Annotated in this window: 20 protein-coding genes, 1 tRNA gene and 1 other RNA gene; 10 read left to right on the plus strand and 12 right to left on the minus strand. The window is 69.2% G+C overall.

The window, feature by feature from the left end:
- Positions 1-7 precede the first annotated feature (7 nt).
- A complete protein-coding gene (locus ACTJJ4_RS03820) occupies positions 8-847 on the plus strand; it encodes a transposase (protein ID WP_440942090.1) in 840 nt (279 codons plus the stop codon).
- A gap of 21 nt (positions 848-868) precedes the next feature.
- Here the strand turns inward: ACTJJ4_RS03820 and ACTJJ4_RS03825 are convergent, their stop codons facing one another.
- Positions 869-1,165 carry a DUF7882 family protein gene (locus ACTJJ4_RS03825; RefSeq protein WP_440942091.1) on the minus strand — a complete coding sequence of 99 codons (297 nt, stop codon included), beginning with the start codon at positions 1,163-1,165 and terminating at the stop codon, positions 869-871.
- A gap of 140 nt (positions 1,166-1,305) precedes the next feature.
- Here ACTJJ4_RS03825 and ACTJJ4_RS03830 point away from each other — a divergent pair, with 140 nt between their 5' ends.
- The 3 genes from ACTJJ4_RS03830 (at position 1,306) to ACTJJ4_RS03840 (ending at position 3,194) form a co-directional block, all read left to right on the plus strand.
- Entirely contained in the window at positions 1,306-1,581 is a 276-nt protein-coding gene (locus ACTJJ4_RS03830) for a hypothetical protein (protein ID WP_440942092.1), read from the plus strand.
- A 456-nt stretch (positions 1,582-2,037) separates the two neighbouring features.
- Positions 2,038-2,412, plus strand: coding sequence for a phosphotransferase (locus tag ACTJJ4_RS03835; protein WP_440942812.1), 375 nt, complete (start codon positions 2,038-2,040; stop codon positions 2,410-2,412).
- Positions 2,413-3,014: 602 nt separating this feature from the next.
- A complete protein-coding gene (locus ACTJJ4_RS03840; RefSeq protein WP_440942093.1) occupies positions 3,015-3,194 on the plus strand; it encodes a hypothetical protein in 180 nt (59 codons plus the stop codon).
- A gap of 101 nt (positions 3,195-3,295) precedes the next feature.
- Here the strand turns inward: ACTJJ4_RS03840 and ACTJJ4_RS03845 are convergent.
- Positions 3,296-3,368, minus strand: a tRNA-Lys gene (locus tag ACTJJ4_RS03845).
- 186 nt (positions 3,369-3,554) lie between these two features.
- Here ACTJJ4_RS03845 and ACTJJ4_RS03850 point away from each other — a divergent pair.
- Positions 3,555-4,364 (plus strand): inositol monophosphatase family protein, encoded by an 810-nt coding sequence (locus ACTJJ4_RS03850; RefSeq protein ID WP_440942094.1) that lies wholly within the window; start codon positions 3,555-3,557, stop codon positions 4,362-4,364.
- Between the two features lie 31 nt (positions 4,365-4,395).
- Positions 4,396-4,980 carry an SPOR domain-containing protein gene (locus tag ACTJJ4_RS03855; RefSeq protein WP_440942095.1) on the plus strand — a complete coding sequence of 195 codons (585 nt, stop codon included), beginning with the start codon at positions 4,396-4,398 and terminating at the stop codon, positions 4,978-4,980.
- Between the two features lie 87 nt (positions 4,981-5,067).
- On the opposite strand, the gene ACTJJ4_RS03860 is transcribed toward ACTJJ4_RS03855, so the two are convergent.
- A complete protein-coding gene (locus ACTJJ4_RS03860) occupies positions 5,068-5,268 on the minus strand; it encodes a hypothetical protein (protein WP_292697715.1) in 201 nt (66 codons plus the stop codon).
- Between the two features lie 117 nt (positions 5,269-5,385).
- On the opposite strand from ACTJJ4_RS03860, the gene ACTJJ4_RS03865 reads away from it, so the two are divergent.
- Complete coding sequence (locus ACTJJ4_RS03865; RefSeq protein ID WP_440942096.1) at positions 5,386-5,988, plus strand: TetR/AcrR family transcriptional regulator; 603 nt, start codon at positions 5,386-5,388, stop codon at positions 5,986-5,988.
- Here the strand turns inward: ACTJJ4_RS03865 and ACTJJ4_RS03870 are convergent, their stop codons facing one another.
- Positions 5,989-6,303 (minus strand): hypothetical protein, encoded by a 315-nt coding sequence (locus ACTJJ4_RS03870; RefSeq protein WP_440942097.1) that lies wholly within the window; start codon positions 6,301-6,303, stop codon positions 5,989-5,991. It abuts the gene before it with no gap.
- A gap of 508 nt (positions 6,304-6,811) precedes the next feature.
- Between ACTJJ4_RS03870 and ACTJJ4_RS03875 the strand changes: the two genes are divergently transcribed.
- Positions 6,812-8,671 carry an alkaline phosphatase family protein gene (locus ACTJJ4_RS03875; protein WP_440942098.1) on the plus strand — a complete coding sequence of 620 codons (1,860 nt, stop codon included), beginning with the start codon at positions 6,812-6,814 and terminating at the stop codon, positions 8,669-8,671.
- A gap of 80 nt (positions 8,672-8,751) precedes the next feature.
- Here the strand turns inward: ACTJJ4_RS03875 and ssrA are convergent.
- Positions 8,752-9,121: a transfer-messenger RNA gene (ssrA, locus tag ACTJJ4_RS03880) on the minus strand.
- A 146-nt stretch (positions 9,122-9,267) separates the two neighbouring features.
- Between ssrA and ACTJJ4_RS03885 the strand changes: the two genes are divergently transcribed.
- Positions 9,268-9,933: an SIMPL domain-containing protein gene (locus tag ACTJJ4_RS03885; protein ID WP_440942099.1), complete on the plus strand. Its 666-nt coding sequence runs from the start codon at positions 9,268-9,270 to the stop codon at positions 9,931-9,933.
- 19 nt (positions 9,934-9,952) lie between these two features.
- Here ACTJJ4_RS03885 and hflX read toward each other — a convergent pair whose 3' ends face one another.
- Positions 9,953-11,461 carry a GTPase HflX gene (gene hflX / locus ACTJJ4_RS03890; protein ID WP_440942100.1) on the minus strand — a complete coding sequence of 503 codons (1,509 nt, stop codon included), beginning with the start codon at positions 11,459-11,461 and terminating at the stop codon, positions 9,953-9,955.
- Positions 11,462-11,567: 106 nt separating this feature from the next.
- Here hflX and ACTJJ4_RS03895 point away from each other — a divergent pair, with 106 nt between their 5' ends.
- Positions 11,568-12,212: a class I SAM-dependent methyltransferase gene (locus ACTJJ4_RS03895; protein WP_440942101.1), complete on the plus strand. Its 645-nt coding sequence runs from the start codon at positions 11,568-11,570 to the stop codon at positions 12,210-12,212.
- A gap of 13 nt (positions 12,213-12,225) precedes the next feature.
- Here the strand turns inward: ACTJJ4_RS03895 and dapF are convergent, their stop codons facing one another.
- The 6 genes from dapF to ACTJJ4_RS03925 form a co-directional block, all read right to left on the minus strand.
- Positions 12,226-13,098, minus strand: a complete 873-nt coding sequence (gene dapF, locus ACTJJ4_RS03900) for a diaminopimelate epimerase (RefSeq protein ID WP_440942102.1) — start codon at positions 13,096-13,098, stop codon at positions 12,226-12,228.
- Positions 13,099-13,133: 35 nt separating this feature from the next.
- Complete coding sequence (locus ACTJJ4_RS03905) at positions 13,134-13,577, minus strand: GNAT family acetyltransferase (RefSeq protein ID WP_440942103.1); 444 nt, start codon at positions 13,575-13,577, stop codon at positions 13,134-13,136.
- Positions 13,574-14,131, minus strand: a complete 558-nt coding sequence (locus ACTJJ4_RS03910) for a dihydrofolate reductase family protein (RefSeq protein ID WP_440942104.1) — start codon at positions 14,129-14,131, stop codon at positions 13,574-13,576. Before ACTJJ4_RS03910 ends, ACTJJ4_RS03905 begins: the two co-directional genes overlap by 4 nt.
- Before the next feature lie 40 nt (positions 14,132-14,171).
- A complete protein-coding gene (gene miaA / locus ACTJJ4_RS03915) occupies positions 14,172-15,083 on the minus strand; it encodes a tRNA (adenosine(37)-N6)-dimethylallyltransferase MiaA (RefSeq protein ID WP_440942105.1) in 912 nt (303 codons plus the stop codon).
- Between the two features lie 118 nt (positions 15,084-15,201).
- On the minus strand, positions 15,202-16,755 hold the full coding sequence (miaB, locus tag ACTJJ4_RS03920; RefSeq protein WP_440942106.1) for a tRNA (N6-isopentenyl adenosine(37)-C2)-methylthiotransferase MiaB: 1,554 nt from the start codon (positions 16,753-16,755) through the stop codon (positions 15,202-15,204).
- A 78-nt stretch (positions 16,756-16,833) separates the two neighbouring features.
- Positions 16,834-17,592 carry a regulatory protein RecX gene (locus tag ACTJJ4_RS03925; protein WP_440942107.1) on the minus strand — a complete coding sequence of 253 codons (759 nt, stop codon included), beginning with the start codon at positions 17,590-17,592 and terminating at the stop codon, positions 16,834-16,836.

The following is a 17,592-nucleotide window of genomic DNA, read 5'->3' on the forward strand; positions in this document are numbered from 1 at the left end:
GCACGCGATGACCGAGACCTTGGAGAGCGTCGCCGCTGACCTCTGCACCACGCCGCTGAAGGGCTTCGTGAGCGAGCGCGCCGCGCGCGCCGAGGCGGTCGGCGATCCGGACCTGTCGAGGCGGATCCGTGCCCTGCGGAAGCCCTCGGTCGCGGCGTGGGTCGTGAACCTCTTCGCCCGCGAGCGTCGTGACAGGTTGGGACAGGCGCTGCAGCTCGCCGAAGAGCTCCGCGAGGCCCAGGCCGACCTCGACGCAGGTACGCTCGCCGAACTCGGACGGCAGCGACGCGCACTGACGGACCAGCTGGCAAGGGAGGCTTCCGGCCTCGCCGAGGACCGCGGGGAGCGGGTGACGGCTTCGACTCTGGAGGCCGTGCGGCAGACTCTGTCCGCCGCGTTCTTCGACCCGGATGCCGCGGCCGCGGTCGCATCCGGTCGACTCGTGCGAGACCTGGAGCCGTCCGAGCCGGTCGACCTCGCCGCGGTCGTCGCAGGTGGTCCCCCTGAGCGGGGCGCCGTGGCGCCGCGGGCGACGGATGAGGTGAAGGCGCGCCGAGAGCGTCGCGATGCTGAGCGCGTCGTGCGCGACGCGGAGCAGGAGCTGGCCCGGGCGAGGTCCGAGCATGGGAGGGCGGTGCGCGACCGGCGCGACGCCACCGCGAGGGCCGACCGACTCGCCGCACGGGTGGCGGAGCTGGAATCGGAGCTGGCCCGACTGCGCGACGAAGCCGACGACGCTGCCGAGGCCGTGGACGCGACGGCCGACAAGGAGGCGCGCGTCGCCGAGCGCATGGCGGATGCGGAGACGGCACTCGCGGACGCCCTGACAGCGCTGGACAGGCTCTAGATCGCCCCTGTCCTCGACCTCCTACGACATCTGATCGAGGACCAGGTCGCCGCGCGCGTTCAGAAGCTCCATCATGTGCTCGATCCGCTTCGGATCGATCACGGGCATGGCCGTGGAGTCGAAGGAGAAGACGAGCGGAATCGCAGGGTGCATCCACGTCGTCAGCCGCCCCGACTGCACGGACTGGTCAGGGAGCCACGTCATCATGAAGCTCTCCTGCCGACGCAGCTTGGTGCCGATGACCACCTTCAGATGCGCGAGCGTCACGTCGTCCACCTGGATCGGCGGGCGGGAGCTGTTGTATTCGAGGTTCCCCATGGCAGCAACCGTACGCCTAGAACGCTCGGATGAGTGCCGACGGGCTCGACGTATTCCGAACGTTCCCCCGGTGTTGAGTGATCGACGGCCCCGACGCAAGCCCCTCAGCGGACGGCGACCATGTCGCTATGGTCGCGCCCATGACTCAGCAACCGCACGCGCTCATATCCTTCGACGGCGACGACGGAATCCCGCTGGCACAGGGCGAGGACGTCGTCGACCTTAAGCGACGCATCGAAGTGGCCGCCGTCGAGACGAGGTTCGTCGACTTCAGCACCGCGAACGGGACTCAGTTGAGCGTGCTGGTCTCGCCGTACCGGAGAGTGAGCATCGCCGTTATCGCGCCCCGCGAGCCCCCTGACCCTACGCTGCTCGTCGACCTCAGTCATCTGCCTCCGGATCTTATGGACTTCTGAGCACGCAGCGAGGAGGATCGGGCGTCAGGGAACGGCTGCAACCCGGGCACCAGTGGGCAAACGCGGGCCGAGAATCTAGATTGAGTCGATGGGGACTTCATCGCAAGTGACGATCCTCGCCGACATGGTGATCAAGCGCGGTCGATCACCGGAAGCGGCGGCCAACGAAGCGGAGCACTACCGCGCAATGGACACCGTGTCTCCCCCTTTCGGTGCGCCGCGCCTGATCTCGTCGAACGGAGACGAGCTCGTGGTCACCCGGCTCGGAGGTCTCGCGCTGGGCCGCGGAAGATCCTCGAGAGCGACGTCTCGCGCCGCGTGGCGCGAGCCTGCGTCGCCCTGGCGACGTCGACTGCAGAATGGGACCCGCCCGTCGACGGGCGTGGCTTCGACGACATCAGCCAGCTTGATTGGGGCCTGGCAGAAGGAATTCTGCGGGAAGGGGAGGTCGTGAGGATGCGCCGGCATGCCGCGTCGGCGAGGCGAGTCTTCCAGCACGGCGACCTGATCCCACCCAACGTGTTCGTCGACGGTGACCGGGCAGCGGTGATCGACTTCGAATGGTCTGGCCGCGGCTTCGTGGACGGACTCGACTGGGCACGGCTGCTCGCGAACGGGTGGCGATCCGCAAACCTGAGGGCGGAGCTGCTCTCCGCGCCGATCGCCGCGACGCCCGACGGCGCCTTCAGCTGGGCGGTCGTGCTGTGTCACGAGCTGAGACAGGTCGAGCGCGACGGGGCCGGGACGGACTGGGCCACCGACGCACGCCGCCTGTACCTGGATCAGCTGGCCGCACTGCAAGGCATGATCGCTGCGCTCTCCGCCCACTGAGCTCCAACAGCCCTGCGAGTTGACGAGACAACGGCCCCAGGGATTGAACCCTGAATCGAGGTCCGTGGTCGCGCGACTCCCCCGAGATCCCACGGATTCTGATAGCAGTTCCCTGATATACGTCTGGGGCGACGAGGCAGAAGAACCCGTCCTCGTCGACATGCAGGAGAACGGCATCACTCCTGGCGGCACCGTAGCTGAGCTCCATCTCAGCGCGCCACATCCGAGGAAGGATTCCCGTCGCCCATCGATGTGAACTCGACCTCGCCGCTCGGATCTTCTGGTAAGAACCGCGCCGGCGGGACGTCGAACTCGGTCGGGACTCTCGTCTACGTGCGGGGGCGGTGAGACGGGATGGGATCGGGCTTCTCTGCGCGCGACTTCGCGTCACGGATCGATGTCTCGCTCGTTGGCCTGGCGCCGTGCCAATGCTCACCTCGCGCGGCGTCCCATTCCGATGGCGGGGTGTGTTTCGAATCCTTGTTCTTACTCATCTTCGGACTGTACGCGCCCGACATGTGCGTGCTCACAGACTCACGAAGCGAAGCGCCACCGGATACATCCCCATCCCCTGCACACGGTGAAAGCCCCGACAACGAGGCGTGCCCGAACGGACCTACGGGGTGCCGTCCGCGCCTCTCTCCGAGATCTCGTCCCGGCAGAGCCTGATTGCAGAGAAGCACTACATCAAGCGGGCTCGTCGACAGGGTCCGGATGCGGCCCGTGAGGTGCTCGAGCCGTTCTTCCACCGGGGCTGGGCGTCGGTTCGCAACGACGAGTAGGCGACGGATGCGATCCTGGGTGCCAGCCGGCAGTACATCGGAGTCCGGACGAGCACGCAGAAAAGCCCTGGTAGATGGCGAGATCTACCAGGGCTTGTCCGTGCACCCCCAGGGACTTGAACCCTGAACCCATTGATTAAGAGTCAATTGCTCTGCCGATTGAGCTAGAGGTGCGTGGCCCGGGATGTTATCCCCGGCCGAGGAATTACATTACCAGCGGGGGCGGGTCGTGCCAAATCACTTCCGGATCCCGGGCGCGTTGCTCTTGCTCACGGCCGGGCGGCCACTCGATCGCAGATCGTTTCACGACCGATACCCGGCACCCCGGTCTGGCATACCAGCCCGGACTATCCTGTTGAAGTGACCGTCCCCCTCGCAGCCACAGACTTCCGCACCGACCTCGACCTCGCCCTTCGCCTGGCGGATGCCGCCGATGCGCAATCCCTCCCCCGATTCGACGCGGCCGACCTCGAGGTCTCCCTGAAGGCCGATCGCTCGCACGTCACGGATGCTGATCTCGCCACGGAACGAGCCATCCGAGACATCCTGCACGCCGAGCGCCCCGACGACGGCATCCTCGGCGAGGAGTTCGGCACTGAGGGCGACACGAGCCGCCAGTGGATCATCGACCCGATCGACGGGACGGCGAACTTCCTCCGCGGCGTGCCGCTCTGGGGCACCATGATCGCCCTGGCGGTCGACGGCGTCCCGCAGGTCGGCGTGGTCAGCATGCCCGCCCTCGGGCGCCGCTGGTGGGCATCCGCAGGAGATGGCTCCTGGACCGCCACGAGCGGCGGAGCCCGCAGGCTGAGCGTGTCGACGGTCGACTCGCTCGACGAGGCGAGCGTGAGCTTCCAGAGCATCTCGCAGTGGGCGCAGGCCGGGAAGACCCCCGAGCTCCTCGCCCTCGCTGAACGCGTCTGGCGTGACCGCGCCTACGGCGACATCTTCAGCTACATGCTGCTCGCCGAGGGACGCATCGACATGGTCGCCGAGTTCGACGTCAAGGAGTACGACATCGCCGCCGCCGTTCCGATCGTCCGCGAGGCCGGTGGGCGGATGACGGCGTTCGACGGCACGGAGACCCTCTCCGCACTGTCCGCGCTGGCCACCAACGGCATCCTGCACGACTCGTTCCTCTCCCTGTTCCGCGACGCGCCGCGCGCCTGAGCGCGACATGCACCCCTCCCCCACGGATCACATGAAAACCCGATTCCCACTCGCTGCCGGCGCCCTGCTGGCCGCGCTGTCCCTCGCCGCGTGCAGCGGCCCCAGCACGCCGGTCGACAAGACCCCCGCCTCGACGGCCTCGAAGCCTCCGGCAACGCCGAAGGCCGAGGTGGAGACCGCCCCCGCCGACAAGCCCGCCACGACCGCGCCCGCTGACCGGCCGACCTGCGAGACGATGATCACGAAGGGCACCGTCGAGGCCCTGAAGTCCCAGGGCTGGACGTTCGAGGAGCGCGAGTTCCGCATCGGCGACGTGCTCGTCGATGGCGGGCTGGAGTGCATGTGGGCCGACTACTCGACGGCGTCCGACCACGGCCAGATGTACGCGTGGGGCCCCATCAGCGCCGAGAACTCCCGCACGGCCCAGGCGAGCCTGATCTCGGAGGGATGGCTGCGCTCGACCTCGAACGGCAAGACGTACATCACCGAGGATCCCGACTACGCGATCGCCAAGGACGACGACGGGTTCGGCATGACCTACGAATTCGGCGACGGGTGGGTGAGGTTCGCCGACACCAAGCAGGGACTGCTGCTCGTCGACTGGGGCGAGAAGTGAACCCCGGACACAGGGAGAGGGCGCCGCTACATCAGCGGCGCCCTCTCGGCGTCTGCGGGTCGGCGGCACTGCAGCCGCCGACGACGATCACTTGTCGCCGCGCTGGTTCCAGTTGTCGGCGCGACGAGTCGCGGAGCCGCGCTGGCGCATGACGTAGGCGAGCGCGAGGCTGACCAGGAGGATTCCCGCGGAGAACACCACGCCCTGCGCGGTCGGCAGCTCCCACGCGAGCCCGAACAGGTAGAACCCGCCGAGGAACAGGACCATGAACACGATGAAGTCGACCACGTCGAACCCTCCCGATCTTCGGATAACCACTCCAGCTTAGTCCGGTTGCGACCCGTTCCCCTGCCGCTCCGGTGCGCGCGACGACGATAGATTGGGAATCATGCCGAGGACGACGCCGTGACGACCAGTTCCAGGACCGTGCGCCGTGGACGCCCGGGTCATGATCGCGCCGACGTCATCCGCGCCGGCGTCGAGCTCTTCAACGAGCAGGGGTACGACGCCACCTCCGTCTCCGACCTGACGGGCCGCCTCGGCCTGACCAAGTCGGCGCTGTACCACCACGTCGAATCGAAGGAGCAGATCCTTCAGATCGCCCTGGAAGACGCCCTGGGCGGGCTCGAGCAGGCCCTGGAGGAGGCCCTTCAGCAGCCCACGGCCGGCGCCCGGCTGACGGCCATCATCGAGGGCGCCGTCCGCGTGCTCACGGAGCGTCAGCCGCAGGTCACGCTCCTGCTGCGGCTGCGAGGCAACAGCGAGATCGAGACGGCGGCACTGGCCCGGCGACGCCGGTTCGATCACACCGTGACAGGCCTGGTCCGCGAGGCGCAGTCCGAGGGCATCGTGCGCGGCGACCTGGACGCCGGCGTCGCGACGCGCCTGATCTTCGGCATGATCAACTCGGTCGTGGAGTGGTACCGGCCCGACGGTCCTGTCGACCCGGAACTCCTGGCGGGCGAGATCCTCGCAGTGGCACTGGGCGGGCTCCAGCCGCGAGACTGATCACGGCGCACTGCCATCCCACACGCGGGTGACGCCTCGTGCAGCCTCGCGAAGCGGTCCGCCGTCGATCGTGACCGATCCCTCCGGGATGCCGACGGCCTCGGACACGTAGTGCAGCGTCACGTCGCCCTCAGCGGGCAGTGGCCAGAGCCAGACGCCGAGCGACGACGTCCAGTGCTCCCCATCGCCGCTTCCGCCGCCGTCGACCGCGGTCAGCTGCGGCGGATCCGGAGCATCCCCGCTCATGCGGCGCGCGAAGACTCCCGCATGCGGTCCGATCAGCTCCGCAGTGCCGTCTGCCGTGGTGACGCCCACCCGGAGCCCTCGTTCAACGCTCGGCCGATGACTCCTCGGATCCAGAAAGGCGTCGACAATTGCGCGGCGTTCAGGGCTCAGGCTGTCTTCCAGGCGGATGTCGAAGCGCAGCGAGATCACAGCCCCATCCCGATGGACGTCGATCCGTGCGAGGTGGAGCGCTGCACCCGGCACACGCGCGAGCCGACGCCCCGCGGGAACCGCGACCGGGATCTCGTCCGCCGGCGGTCGCACCCAGATCGGCGACGGCGGTGCCTTGCGGCGCTCCGGTGGCAGCTCCGGTTCCGGCTCCAAGGGCGTGAAGAACGACATGCCGACAGTCTGCCGGGTCCATGAGGCCGGAAGCAGCCCCGGGCGTTCACCTCGGGCAGCCCTCTCGATCGCCGGATGCATGAACGCGTCGCAAACATGTCTATACAACTTTCCGATCTGGCGGTCGGATGGCGCTCCACCATCCGATAGTGGAGGTCGACGGCATCCGCCGCCATCCCCTCACAGAAGGATCACCATGCCCTCGCCGAACCGCGCTCACCGCGTCGCTTCGACCATCCTCCTCACCACCGCCATCACCGCGACATCCGGCCTCACGGCCGCCGCTGCGGCCGCTTCGACTCCCGCGGAGAGCCCCCGCGACGTCAAGACCCTCGTGGTCGGCATCGACGGCGCGAGCTTCGACTTCCTCGAGCCTGCGGGGATGCCGAACCTCGCGGCGCTCCGGTCCTCCGGGCTGACCGCCACGAGCAACCTGTATGCACTGCCGATGTCCGGCACGGTGTCGGGCCCCGGCTGGTCGACGATCGCGACCGGCGTGTGGCCGGACAAGCACAAGGTCGTCGACAACAGCTTCAGCGCACCGAGCTACGGCGAGTACCCCGACTACCTCACCCGCATCGAGCAGGCCGCACCTGAACGCTCCACCCTGGTGGTCGGCACCTGGACCCCGATCCCCCAGACCGTGTTCGGCGCGGCGGTGGACGAGCGCATCGCGGGTGGCGATGACGCCGGAACCACCGCCAGGACGGTGGCGGCGCTCTCCCAGGGCGACCCCGACGACGTCTTCGTGCACCTCGACGAGGTCGACGGCGCGGGTCACTCCGTCGGAACCAACGGCGCCGCATACGGCGCCGCGCTGCGCAGAGCCGACAGTCAGCTCGGCGAGATGCTCGCGGCGATCGAGTCGCGTCCGACCCGGGCCGCGGAGGACTGGCTGGTCATCGTGACCGCCGATCACGGCCACACGCCCACCGGCGGGCACGGGGGCAACACCCCTGCAGAGCGGAAGACGTTCGTGATCGCCTCCGGCCCGGGGATCGTCGCCGGCTCGGTGCGCAACGACGTCAAGCTCGTCGACATCGCCCCGACCGTGCTCGCGGCCGACGGCATCGCCACGGACCCGGCCTGGAACATCGACGGCAGCGCGCTCGGAGACCTGAAGGCCGACGACTTCGACAGCGTCCGCCCAGCCCTGCAGCCGCAGCTCGATGAGACGCGCCCCGGAACCGGAGTGCTCGGCTGGACGCACCAGACCCCCGAGGGCTGGACGATCGACAACTCGGCGATGCCGGCGGGCGGCGTACGCGAGTGGGCCGGCTGGTCGTTCGCGACAGACGACTTCTTCTCGAACGTCGAACGCGGCCAGGGCCGCGAGACCGACGTACGCAGCCGCGACGTGTTCGCTGTCGCCGACTCGGACGAGTGGGATGACAAGGCGCACGACACCGGCGCTTTCGACTCCACGCTGGTGAGCCCCGTGTACCCGCTGACGGGCGCCTCCGACGCCGCGCTGTCCTTCGCGACGACCTATGTGATCGACGGCCCGCAGTCCGCCGAGGTGCTGGTGAGCTTCGATGGCGCCGAGCCGGTGTCGCTGAAGGACTACACGAAGAACACGAACGCGAACGAACGCCTCGAGTTCGCGGTGCCGCAGGGCGCGCAGCAGGCGCAGTTCCGCTTCCGCTACACGGGAACGAACAGCGCGTTCTGGACAGTGGACCGCGTCGCCTTCCAGCAGGCGCAGCCGACTGCCCCTGCGGCTCCGCAGGCGCTTCAGGTGACCTCGGGCGACGCCACCGCCGCAGCATCCTGGCAGGCTCCGGCCTCCGACGGCCACTCCCCGATCACGGCCTACACCGTCACAGCGACGCCCATCGTCGACAAGGGCAAGTCCAAGCAGGCGACTCCCGTGTCCGCGCAGACCACTGCGCTCACTGCGACGCTGAGCGGCCTGCGCAACGGAGTGTCCTACACGGTGACCGTCACGGCCACGAACGCGTACGGGACGTCCGTGACCTCGGATGCCGTCCTCGCGACCCCCAAGGTGTCCCGCGCGACGCCGGCGACTCCCCCGTCGAAGCCGAAGAAGGGCTGAGGGCGTCGCACCGACAATGAAGAACCCCCGTCCTCCTGACGAGAATCAGGAGGACGGGGGTTCATCATGTGACAACGGCTTGGTGGAGCTGGGGGGAATCGAACCCCCGTCCGACGCTGATCATCCACGTCTTCTCCGGGCGCAGTCTGTGAAAGCGTTCTGCTCGGCTCCGACCTTTGTCGCAGACACCTAAGTCGACGAGCCCAGCCTGGGAAGAGTCCCACGTGACGTCCAGACGCCGTCACGCAGCAAGATCCCTAGATGACGCCAGGGTCCGTATCGGGATCACATACGGTCTGACGGACTATCGGGCTCGCTTAGGCAGCGAGGGCGAAGTCGTTGCGCTTTGCATTGGCAACTATTTTTTCGCAGGGGGCGTTCACGAGATAACCCTGCATCCTCGGCCCGCTTCCCGTCGATACCCAGACGCCGTCGAAACCGATCAGCCCCGTGGGCCTTCTTGCGAAGGAGCCGCTGTCACACTGTGGAATTACCAATCGGATGCTGCTGCACCCGAGCACCAAAGACTACAACGTATCCGCCCCTCGTGCCATTCCGCGCCACCGAAGCCGATCGCGTGACGTACAGTCGCACTCATGAGCGACGTCATCATCACCGTCCGCGGCGAGCACGAGCTGCGCATCGCGCCCGAGCGCGCCACCGTCCATCTGAACATCCGCGCCGAGGGGCCGCAGCGCGTCGCCGCGGTCGACGAGGTCACCCGGCTGGCCGAACCCGTGCGGCAGAGCATCGTCGACCGCAAGGACGCGGAGACGGTCGTGGAGTGGTCGAGCACCCGGATGACCGTGCACGCCGAGCGTCCGTGGAACGCGGACGGCCGCCAGCTCGCGCCGGTCTACCATGCCACGATCGCGTTCACCGCCACCTTCCCGGATCCCTCCGAGCTCTCACTGTGGGTCTCCGACGTGTCGCTGCGCGACGGCGTCGAAGTCGGCATCGTGGACTGGCAGCTCACACCGGAGACGCGGACGCGACTGGAACGGGATGTCGCGGCGGGTGCCGTGTCGGTGGCCGTCGCGCGGGCGGAGGCCTATGCCGCCGCCCTCGGGCTGGACTCCGTCGTGCCTCTCGAGGTCGCCGACCTGGGTCTGATCTCCCGCCAGGAGTCCGCCCCTCAGCCCAAGATGCTCATGCGCAGCGCCGCCTTCGCGATGGACTCGGCCGGCTCCTCCGGCATGGTCTATGAAGCGGAGGACATCATCGTCTCGGCGACCGTCGAGGCGCGCTTCCAGGCCGCCTGACGGTCTCCGGACGTCCGGCTCAGTTCGCCGCGTAAGGCGCGAGTTCGGCCGCCAGGCGCTCCGACACGTGCGCGTGCACCAGCGTGCCGGCCTCCTCGTGCTCAGCCGAGATCAGCACTCCGGTCTCGTGCACCGCGGAGACCAGGTCGCCGCGGTCGTACGGCACCAGCGCGCGCACCTCGACGGCCGGCATCGGCAGCATCCGCTCGATCGCCTCGCGCAGCTCGTCGATGCCCTCGCCCGTGCGCGAGGAGACGAAGTGCGCGTCGGGCGCCAGCCCGCGCAGCACGAGACGCTCGTCCTCGTCGACCAGGTCGGCCTTGTTGAACACGACGATCTCGGGGATGCTGCGGGCGCCGACGTCGCCCATCACGTCGCGCACCGTCTGCAGCTGGGCGGAGGGATCCGGATGCGAACCGTCCACGACGTGCACGATCAGGTCGGCCTGTCCGACCTCTTCGAGCGTGGAGCGGAACGCCTCGACGAGCTGATGCGGCAGGTTGCGCACGAAGCCGACCGTGTCGGTGAGCGTGTAGATGCGGCCGTCATGGGTCTCGGCGCGGCGCACGGTGGCATCCAGGGTCGCGAACAGCGCGTTCTCGACCAGGACGCCGGCGCTGGTGAGAGCGTTCAGCAGACTCGACTTGCCGGCGTTCGTGTACCCGGCGATGGCGACCGACGGGATCGTGTTGCGCTTGCGCTCGGCGCGCTTGGCGTCGCGCGCCGGCGCGAACTCGCGGATCTGCTTGCGCAGCTGCGCCATGCGCGTGCGGATGCGGCGGCGATCCAGCTCGATCTTGGTCTCACCGGGACCTCGCGAGCCCATGCCCGCTCCCCCGGCGCCGACCTGGCCACCGGCCTGACGGCTCATCGACTCACCCCAGCCGCGCAGACGAGGAAGCAGGTACTCGAGCTGTGCGAGCTCGACCTGCGCCTTGCCCTCACGGCTCTTGGCGTGCTGGCTGAAGATGTCCAGGATGACCGTGGTGCGGTCGATGACCTTGACCTTCACGACGTCCTCCAGCGCGCGGCGCTGGCTCGCCGCGAGCTCGGTGTCGGCGATCACGGTATCGGCGCCGACGGCCGCCACGATGTCCTTCAGCTCCTGCGCCTTGCCTCGGCCGAGGTAGGTGGCGGGATCCGGATGCGGGCGGCGCTGCAGCAATCCGTCGAGCACGGCGGCTCCAGCTGTCTCCGCGAGGGCGGCGAGCTCGCGGAGCGAGTTCTCCGCGTCGTCCTGAGCCCCCTGCGGGTACACGCCGACGAGCACCACGTTCTCCAGGCGCAGCTGGCGGTACTCGACCTCCGTGACGTCTTCGAGTTCGGTGGACAGCCCCGCCACGCGACGCAGCGCGTGCCGATCCTCGAGGTCCCACTGCTCGCCGTCGGCGGCGCCGTGCGCGGCCGTGGCCTCGTTCTGCAGTGCTTGAGCGGCGCCGAACACTTTCGCCTCGGTTCGCGGCTCCGCGTGCGACAGCACGCGATCCAGCGCATCCGTCTGAGTGCTCTCGTCGTTGCTCTTCGTCATCCGATCCTTTTCTTCTCCTGCGTGCGCATGGGTGCTTGGGGCTCGCAGGGCCACAACCACTCAGAGCGCCTTAACCTTAGCCCCCGCCATCCGGTACGCTCACTCCATGCCGTCCGACCATTACTTCAGCGCGGCCCCGGCAAGTGCAGAGAACCTGCGCACCATCCATGTCACCCTCGCGGGACGGGAACTCGACCTCACCACTGCGGGTGGCGTCTTCAGCCCCGATCGCCTGGATGCGGGGACGGCCGTGCTGTTCGCCAACATGCCGCCCCTGCCGCCCGGGGGCGACTTCCTCGACCTCGGCTGCGGCTGGGGACCGATCACGCTCACGATGGCCCTGGCCGCCCCTCACGCGACCGTGTGGGCCGTCGACGTCAACGAGCGGGCGCTCGATCTGACCCGGCGCAACGCCGAGTCCCTGGGCCTCACCAATGTCAACGCCGTGACGCCCGACGATGTTCCCGATGACGTGCTGTTCCGCACGATCCGCTCGAACCCGCCGATCCGTGTCGGCAAGGGCATCCTGCACGAGATGCTGGAGCACTGGATCCCGCGTCTGGACGAGCACAGCGACGCGTGGATGGTCGTGCAGCGCAACCTCGGCTCGGATTCCCTGCAGCGCTGGATGACGGCGACGTTCACCCCCGGTTACAGCGTGCACCGCGCCGCCACGGGGAAGGGCTACCGGGTGCTCAAGGTGCGCCGGCACGGCACGCCGCCGACGGCTCCGATCGCCGTCGCGGAGTGACCGGCGCCCTCGCTCAGACCAGGTCGATCTCGCCGCGGTACACCAGCTGCGCCGGGCCCGAGAGCGCGACGTGCTCGCCGTCCTCGGCGGGGAACATCCGCACGCCCAGTGTGCCGCCGGGCACCTCGACCCGCCACTGGTGCGGCGCGCGCTCGCCCGCCCAGTGCCGCACCGCCAGCGCCGTGGCAGCGACACCCGTGCCGCAGCTGAGGGTCTCGCCGACGCCGCGCTCGTGCACCCGCATCCGCACCTGACCGACTCCGTCCCGCACGAGGGGCTCCCCCGGCACGACGAACTCGACGTTGGCGCCTGCCGGCGGGGCGGGCTCCAGCACCGGTGTCGGGTTGAGGTCGAGTCCCTCGAGCTCCTCATCGGATGCCAGCGCGACCACGACGTGCGGATTGCCGACATCGATGCCGAGACCGGGCCGCGCGACGGACAGTCCCGCAGCGCGTGCCAGGGGCTCACCGCCGGCCAGCCGCCAGCGGCCCAGGTCGACCTGATAGCCGTTCTCGGAGCGCATCACGTCGCGCACACCGGCTCGGGTGCCGATCGGCAGCGTCGAGCCCGGCTCGAGCTCGGCCAGGCCGGAGCGGAGCAGGTAGTGGGCGAAGACGCGGATGCCGTTGCCGCACATCTCGGCGATCGAGCCGTCGGCATTGCGGTAGTCCATGAACCACTCCGCCGCGGGCTCCTCGGCGAGGGCTGCGGCGCCGTCGGAGATCGCCGACGACCGCACCACACGGAGCACGCCGTCCGCGCCGATGCCGAAGTTCCGGTCGCAGAGCGCCTGCACCTGGCTCGGTGTCAGCTCGAGGGCGCCGTCGACGTCCTCGATGATGACGAAGTCGTTGCCGGTGCCGTGTCCCTTGGTGAATGCGACCATGCCAACAGTCTAGAGAGCGGCGGACATGCCGGCGCTCAGACGGACGCCTCGGTCGGGGTGTCGACGATCAGCCGCTTGCCCGTCATGCCGATGTCGAAACGCTCGTAGCCGACCTGGTCGTAGAACGCGAAGACGATCTCGTTGCCCGGCCGCACCATGAGCTGCACCTTCGGGCAGCCGAGTGCGAGCAGCCGGCGCTCGGCCTCTCCCACCAGCATGCGTCCGATGCCCTCACTGCGCCGGTCGGCGGCGCTGGCCAGGTAGTAGATCCATCCCCGGTGTCCGTCGTATCCGGCCATCACGGTTCCTACGATCCGGTCGCCGTCGACGGCGACGATGAGCAGGTCGGGCCAGACCGCCCGCATCCGCTCGATGTCGGCACGCGGGTCGTTCCACGGGCGTGTGAGGCCCGCCTCCTCCCACAGCGCGACGACGTCGCCGGTCTCGGCGGGGTCGAAGGTCCTGATCTCCACGGTCATGCCTGTGCTCCGTCCTTCGCGTCGTCGAGGGTACCTGTGACACGGTAGCGACCGCACAGGAAGTTCCGGTTGCGCGCCACGTCGATCAGCTCGAGATCGAGGGCGCGCGGGAGCACGGGAGCCCCTGCGCCGAGCGTGACCGGCGCGTACTGGATCCATACCTCGTCGATCAGCCCGGCATCCGCGAACCGGCCGACCAGCTCTCCCCCGCCGACGATCCAGATGTCCTTGTCGCCGGCGGCCGCCACCATCTCGCCATGCACCGCGCGGACATCCTCCTGCGTGAGCCGGATGTCGGCGCCGTCCGGCACGTCGAGCGCGCGGTGCGTGAACACCCAGGTCGGCAGCGTGTAGGTCCAGCCGCCCTCGTCGTGCCGCATGATCCACTCATACGTGTGCGCACCCATCGCCATCGCGCCGAGACCTTCGCGGAATCCCGAGTACGCCATCGGGCCGTCCTCGTCGATGTCCTGTCGCAGGAGCCAGTCCAGTGAATGGTCGGCGGTGGCGATGAATCCGTCCAGGCTGGAGGCGGTGTAGTAGTGGGTGGTCATCACTCCATCGTGACGGGGGCCACCGACACTCACAATGCCGTCAGGCGTCGATGAGCCCCGCCGGGTCCGCTGTGCCGGCGTCGAGCCACTCGATCCCGGGATAGCGCTTGAACCACGACACCTGGCGTCGGGCGTACCGACGCGTGAGCGCCTGGGTCTCCGCGATGGCCTGCGGCTCCGTGATGTCGCCGCGCAGCTGGGCGAGAGCCTGCGCGTAGCCGATGGCGCGGGAGGCCGTGACGCCTCGCTCCAGGCCGGCTCGTTGGAGCGCCGCGACCTCGTCGAGCATTCCGTCGGCCCACATCCGCTCGACGCGTCGGTCGAGTCGCTCGACGAGGGTCTCGCGTTCCGTGTGCATGCCCAGGATGCGCGTCTCCGGATGCCACAGCTCCGGCTTCTCGGGGAGAGCGGCGCCGTGCGTCGCCCCGCCCTGCTCGAGCACCTCGAGTGCCCGCACGATGCGACGGCCGTTCTTCGGGTCGATCCGCTGCGCCGTCACGGGGTCCTGCTGCTGCAGCCTCGCGAACAGCACGCCCGCGCCGCTCTCCTCGAGTTCCGCCTCGAGTCGCGCGCGCACTGCTGCGTCCCTGGGCGGGAAGCGGAAGTCGAAGACGACGCTCGAGACGTAGAGTCCGGAGCCGCCGACGAGGATCGCGTCGCCACCGCGCTCGCGGATCGCCTGGATCGATGCACGTGCGAGCGGCTGATACCAGGCGACCGCGGCCTCCTCGGTCACCTCGCGGACATCGAACAGGTGATGCGGGATGCCGCGGTACTCGGCAGGCGAGAGCTTGGCCGTGCCGATGTCCATGCCGCGGTACAGCTGCATGGCATCCGCGTTGACGATCTCGGCGGGGTTGCCGCGCGCGCGCAGCGCCTCGGCGAGCTGGAGCGCGAGTTCGCTCTTCCCCGTGCCCGTGGCGCCCACGACCGCCCAGATCCGCGCGGTCATGCTGATCCTCGCTCAAGACGCCGCACGTCTCCGCAGTTCTGCACGACTCCGCAGGCGACGGGCTCGAGGCCTGCGGACGTGTGCGGATCTGCGAGCGAACGCGACGAGAGGATGCCGGTCACACCCCGACGCGCAGGGTCGGAAGTCCGAGGGAGACGGCGCGCGGTGCTCCCGCCGCCTGTCCGGCGGGTGCGGGCACGCCGCAGCTGGCGGCCTGCGCACGATCCCAGGCGTCGCCGCCGCGGGTGCGCCGGATGCGCAGCGGAGCGCCGGTCGGGTCGTCGGCCAGCAGGTGGAACGGCGCACCGTGCGTGATCGTGACCGTCACCACGTCACCCGGACGGGGCAGGTCCGAGCCGGGCGTGACCTCGAAGTGCACCAGACGGTTGTCCTCGGCGCGCCCCGTGAGGCGGTGGGTCTCGGCGTCCTTCTTGCCCTCGCCGACAGACACCAGCACCTCGACCTCGCGGCCGACCTGCTTCTGGTTCTCCTCCAGTGAGATGCGCTCCTGAAGGGCGATCAGACGGTCGTAGCGCTCCTGCACGACCTCCTTGGGCACCTGGTCGGCCATGGTCGCAGCGGGCGTGCCCTCGCGGATGGAGTACTGGAAGGTGAAGGCACCGGAGAAGCGCGACTGCTCGACGACGCGCATGGTCTCCTGGAAGTCCTCCTCGGTCTCGCCGGGGAAGCCGACGATGATGTCGGTGGTGATCGCCGCGTTCGGGATGCGCTCGCGCACGCGGTCGAGGATGCCCAGGTACTTCGAGCTGCGGTACGAGCGCCGCATGGCCTTGAGGATCCGGTCGCTGCCGGACTGCAGCGGCATGTGCAGCTGGGGCATGACGTTGGGCGTCTCGGCCATGGCGGCGATGACGTCGTCGGTGAAGGCGGCCGGGTGGGGGCTCGTGAAGCGGATGCGTTCCAGCCCCTCGATCTCGCCCGCGGCACGGAGCAGCTTGCTGAACGCCTGACGGTCGCCGAACTCGACGCCGTAGGAGTTCACGTTCTGGCCGAGCAGCGTGACCTCGATCGCGCCGTCCTCGACGAGGAGGCGGATCTCGCTGAGGATGTCGCCGGGACGGCGATCCTTCTCCTTGCCGCGCAGGCTCGGCACGATGCAGAAGGTGCAGGTGTTGTTGCAGCCGACCGAGATGGACACCCACCCGCTGTGCGCGGAGTCGCGTTTGGTCGGGAGCGTCGAGGGGAACACCTCGAGTGATTCGAGGATCTCCAGCTCCGCGTCGCCGTTGTGGCGGGCGCGCTCGAGCAGCCCGGGGAGGGAGCCCATGTTGTGCGTGCCGAAGACCACATCGACCCAGGGAGCCTTGTCGAGCACGGCCTGCTGGTCCATCTGCGCCAGGCATCCGCCGACGGCGATCTGCATGCCCTCGTGCTTGTCCTTGCGGGACTTGAGGTGCCCGAGCGTGCCGTAGAGCTTGCCGGCGGCGTTGTCGCGCACGGCGCAGGTGTTGATGATGACGATGTCGGCGTCCTCGCCCTCGGCGACCGGCACGTACCCTGCGCTCTCCAGCGAGCCCGAGAGGCGCTCGGAATCGTGCACGTTCATCTGGCAGCCGAAGGTGCGGACCTCATAGGAGCGGTGGCGACCGTCGGCGTCGATCGCGGCCGAGGAGGGCGCGATGATCGTCGGTTCGGAGGAGAGAAGAGACATGATCCAGCCATTCTACGATCCGCCGCGGGGTGCGGCGTCGCGGCCGACCGCCGGGTCCGAGCGCCGTCGGCGCACCCGTCAGTCGGAGTCGACGAACCGCACTCCGCTGCGGCCGCTCCCCGCTTCCCGCAGCGCCGTGCGCGCGGCGTTCATCGCGACGGAGCCACCGTAGCCGCGCCTGGCGAGCTGACCGAGCAGACGGCGCAGCGCCGTGTCCGGCTCCAGTCGTGACATCCCCGATGCCTTGCTGCGTGCGAACTCGAGGGCGCGCTCTGCGTCGTCGTCGGGAAGCTCCTCGAGCGCCTCCTCGACCACATCCCGCGGGATACCGCGCTGCGACAGCGCACGGGACAGCGCGATCCTGCCCTGCCCCTTGCGCTCGACGCCGGAGGTCACCAGCAGCTGCGCGAGGGTGCGATCGTCGAGATAGCCGCGGTGCTGGAACTCGTCGAGGATGTCCTCGATCGTGTCCCGATCCACATCGTTCTCGCGGAGCACGGCACGCGCCTCCGACACCGAAAGCTGCTTGCCGCGGAGCCGGCGCACCAGCACCTCCTCGGCACGACGGCGCAGCTCCTCGGGGTCGACGGGCGCCTCCGCAGCGTCGGGATCCGCCTCCGCTTCGGCGTCCGAGTGCCCCGCAGGGAAGTCGGACCTGCGTCGCGGGCCGTCGATCAGCGCGGAGCGCCAGAGACCCTCTTCACCCGTGCGCCGCGGCATGCCGTCGGGCTCGGAGTCGGGCTCTCGGCGCGGCGGCACGCCCGCCTTCGATCGCGCGCCGCCGAAGAGCGGGATGACGGGGGCGAGATGCTCCTCGCCCCCGTTCGTGTGCCCCAT

The organism is Microbacterium sp. 22195 (assembly GCF_052056515.1).
Taxonomy (GTDB): Bacteria; Actinomycetota; Actinomycetes; order Actinomycetales; family Microbacteriaceae; genus Microbacterium.

What these genes read in the sequence shown, in the direction of transcription:
- ACTJJ4_RS03910 (WP_440942104.1), bottom strand. Translation starts at nt 14,131, where the DNA reads ATGACCACCCACTACTACACCGCCTCCAGCCTGGACGGATTCATCGCC.
- ACTJJ4_RS03895 (WP_440942101.1), top strand. Translation starts at nt 11,568, where the DNA reads ATGCCGTCCGACCATTACTTCAGCGCGGCCCCGGCAAGTGCAGAGAAC.
- ACTJJ4_RS03825 (WP_440942091.1), bottom strand. Translation starts at nt 1,165, where the DNA reads ATGGGGAACCTCGAATACAACAGCTCCCGCCCGCCGATCCAGGTGGAC.
- miaA (WP_440942105.1), bottom strand. Translation starts at nt 15,083, where the DNA reads ATGACCGCGCGGATCTGGGCGGTCGTGGGCGCCACGGGCACGGGGAAG.
- ACTJJ4_RS03855 (WP_440942095.1), top strand. Translation starts at nt 4,396, where the DNA reads ATGAAAACCCGATTCCCACTCGCTGCCGGCGCCCTGCTGGCCGCGCTG.
- miaB (WP_440942106.1), bottom strand. Translation starts at nt 16,755, where the DNA reads ATGTCTCTTCTCTCCTCCGAACCGACGATCATCGCGCCCTCCTCGGCC.
- ACTJJ4_RS03820 (WP_440942090.1), top strand. Translation starts at nt 8, where the DNA reads ATGACCGAGACCTTGGAGAGCGTCGCCGCTGACCTCTGCACCACGCCG.
- ACTJJ4_RS03830 (WP_440942092.1), top strand. Translation starts at nt 1,306, where the DNA reads ATGACTCAGCAACCGCACGCGCTCATATCCTTCGACGGCGACGACGGA.
- ACTJJ4_RS03875 (WP_440942098.1), top strand. Translation starts at nt 6,812, where the DNA reads ATGCCCTCGCCGAACCGCGCTCACCGCGTCGCTTCGACCATCCTCCTC.
- hflX (WP_440942100.1), bottom strand. Translation starts at nt 11,461, where the DNA reads ATGACGAAGAGCAACGACGAGAGCACTCAGACGGATGCGCTGGATCGC.
- ACTJJ4_RS03925 (WP_440942107.1), bottom strand. Translation starts at nt 17,592, where the DNA reads ATGGGGCACACGAACGGGGGCGAGGAGCATCTCGCCCCCGTCATCCCG.
- ACTJJ4_RS03885 (WP_440942099.1), top strand. Translation starts at nt 9,268, where the DNA reads ATGAGCGACGTCATCATCACCGTCCGCGGCGAGCACGAGCTGCGCATC.
- ACTJJ4_RS03905 (WP_440942103.1), bottom strand. Translation starts at nt 13,577, where the DNA reads ATGACCGTGGAGATCAGGACCTTCGACCCCGCCGAGACCGGCGACGTC.
- dapF (WP_440942102.1), bottom strand. Translation starts at nt 13,098, where the DNA reads ATGGTCGCATTCACCAAGGGACACGGCACCGGCAACGACTTCGTCATC.
- ACTJJ4_RS03835 (WP_440942812.1), top strand. Translation starts at nt 2,038, where the DNA reads ATGCGCCGGCATGCCGCGTCGGCGAGGCGAGTCTTCCAGCACGGCGAC.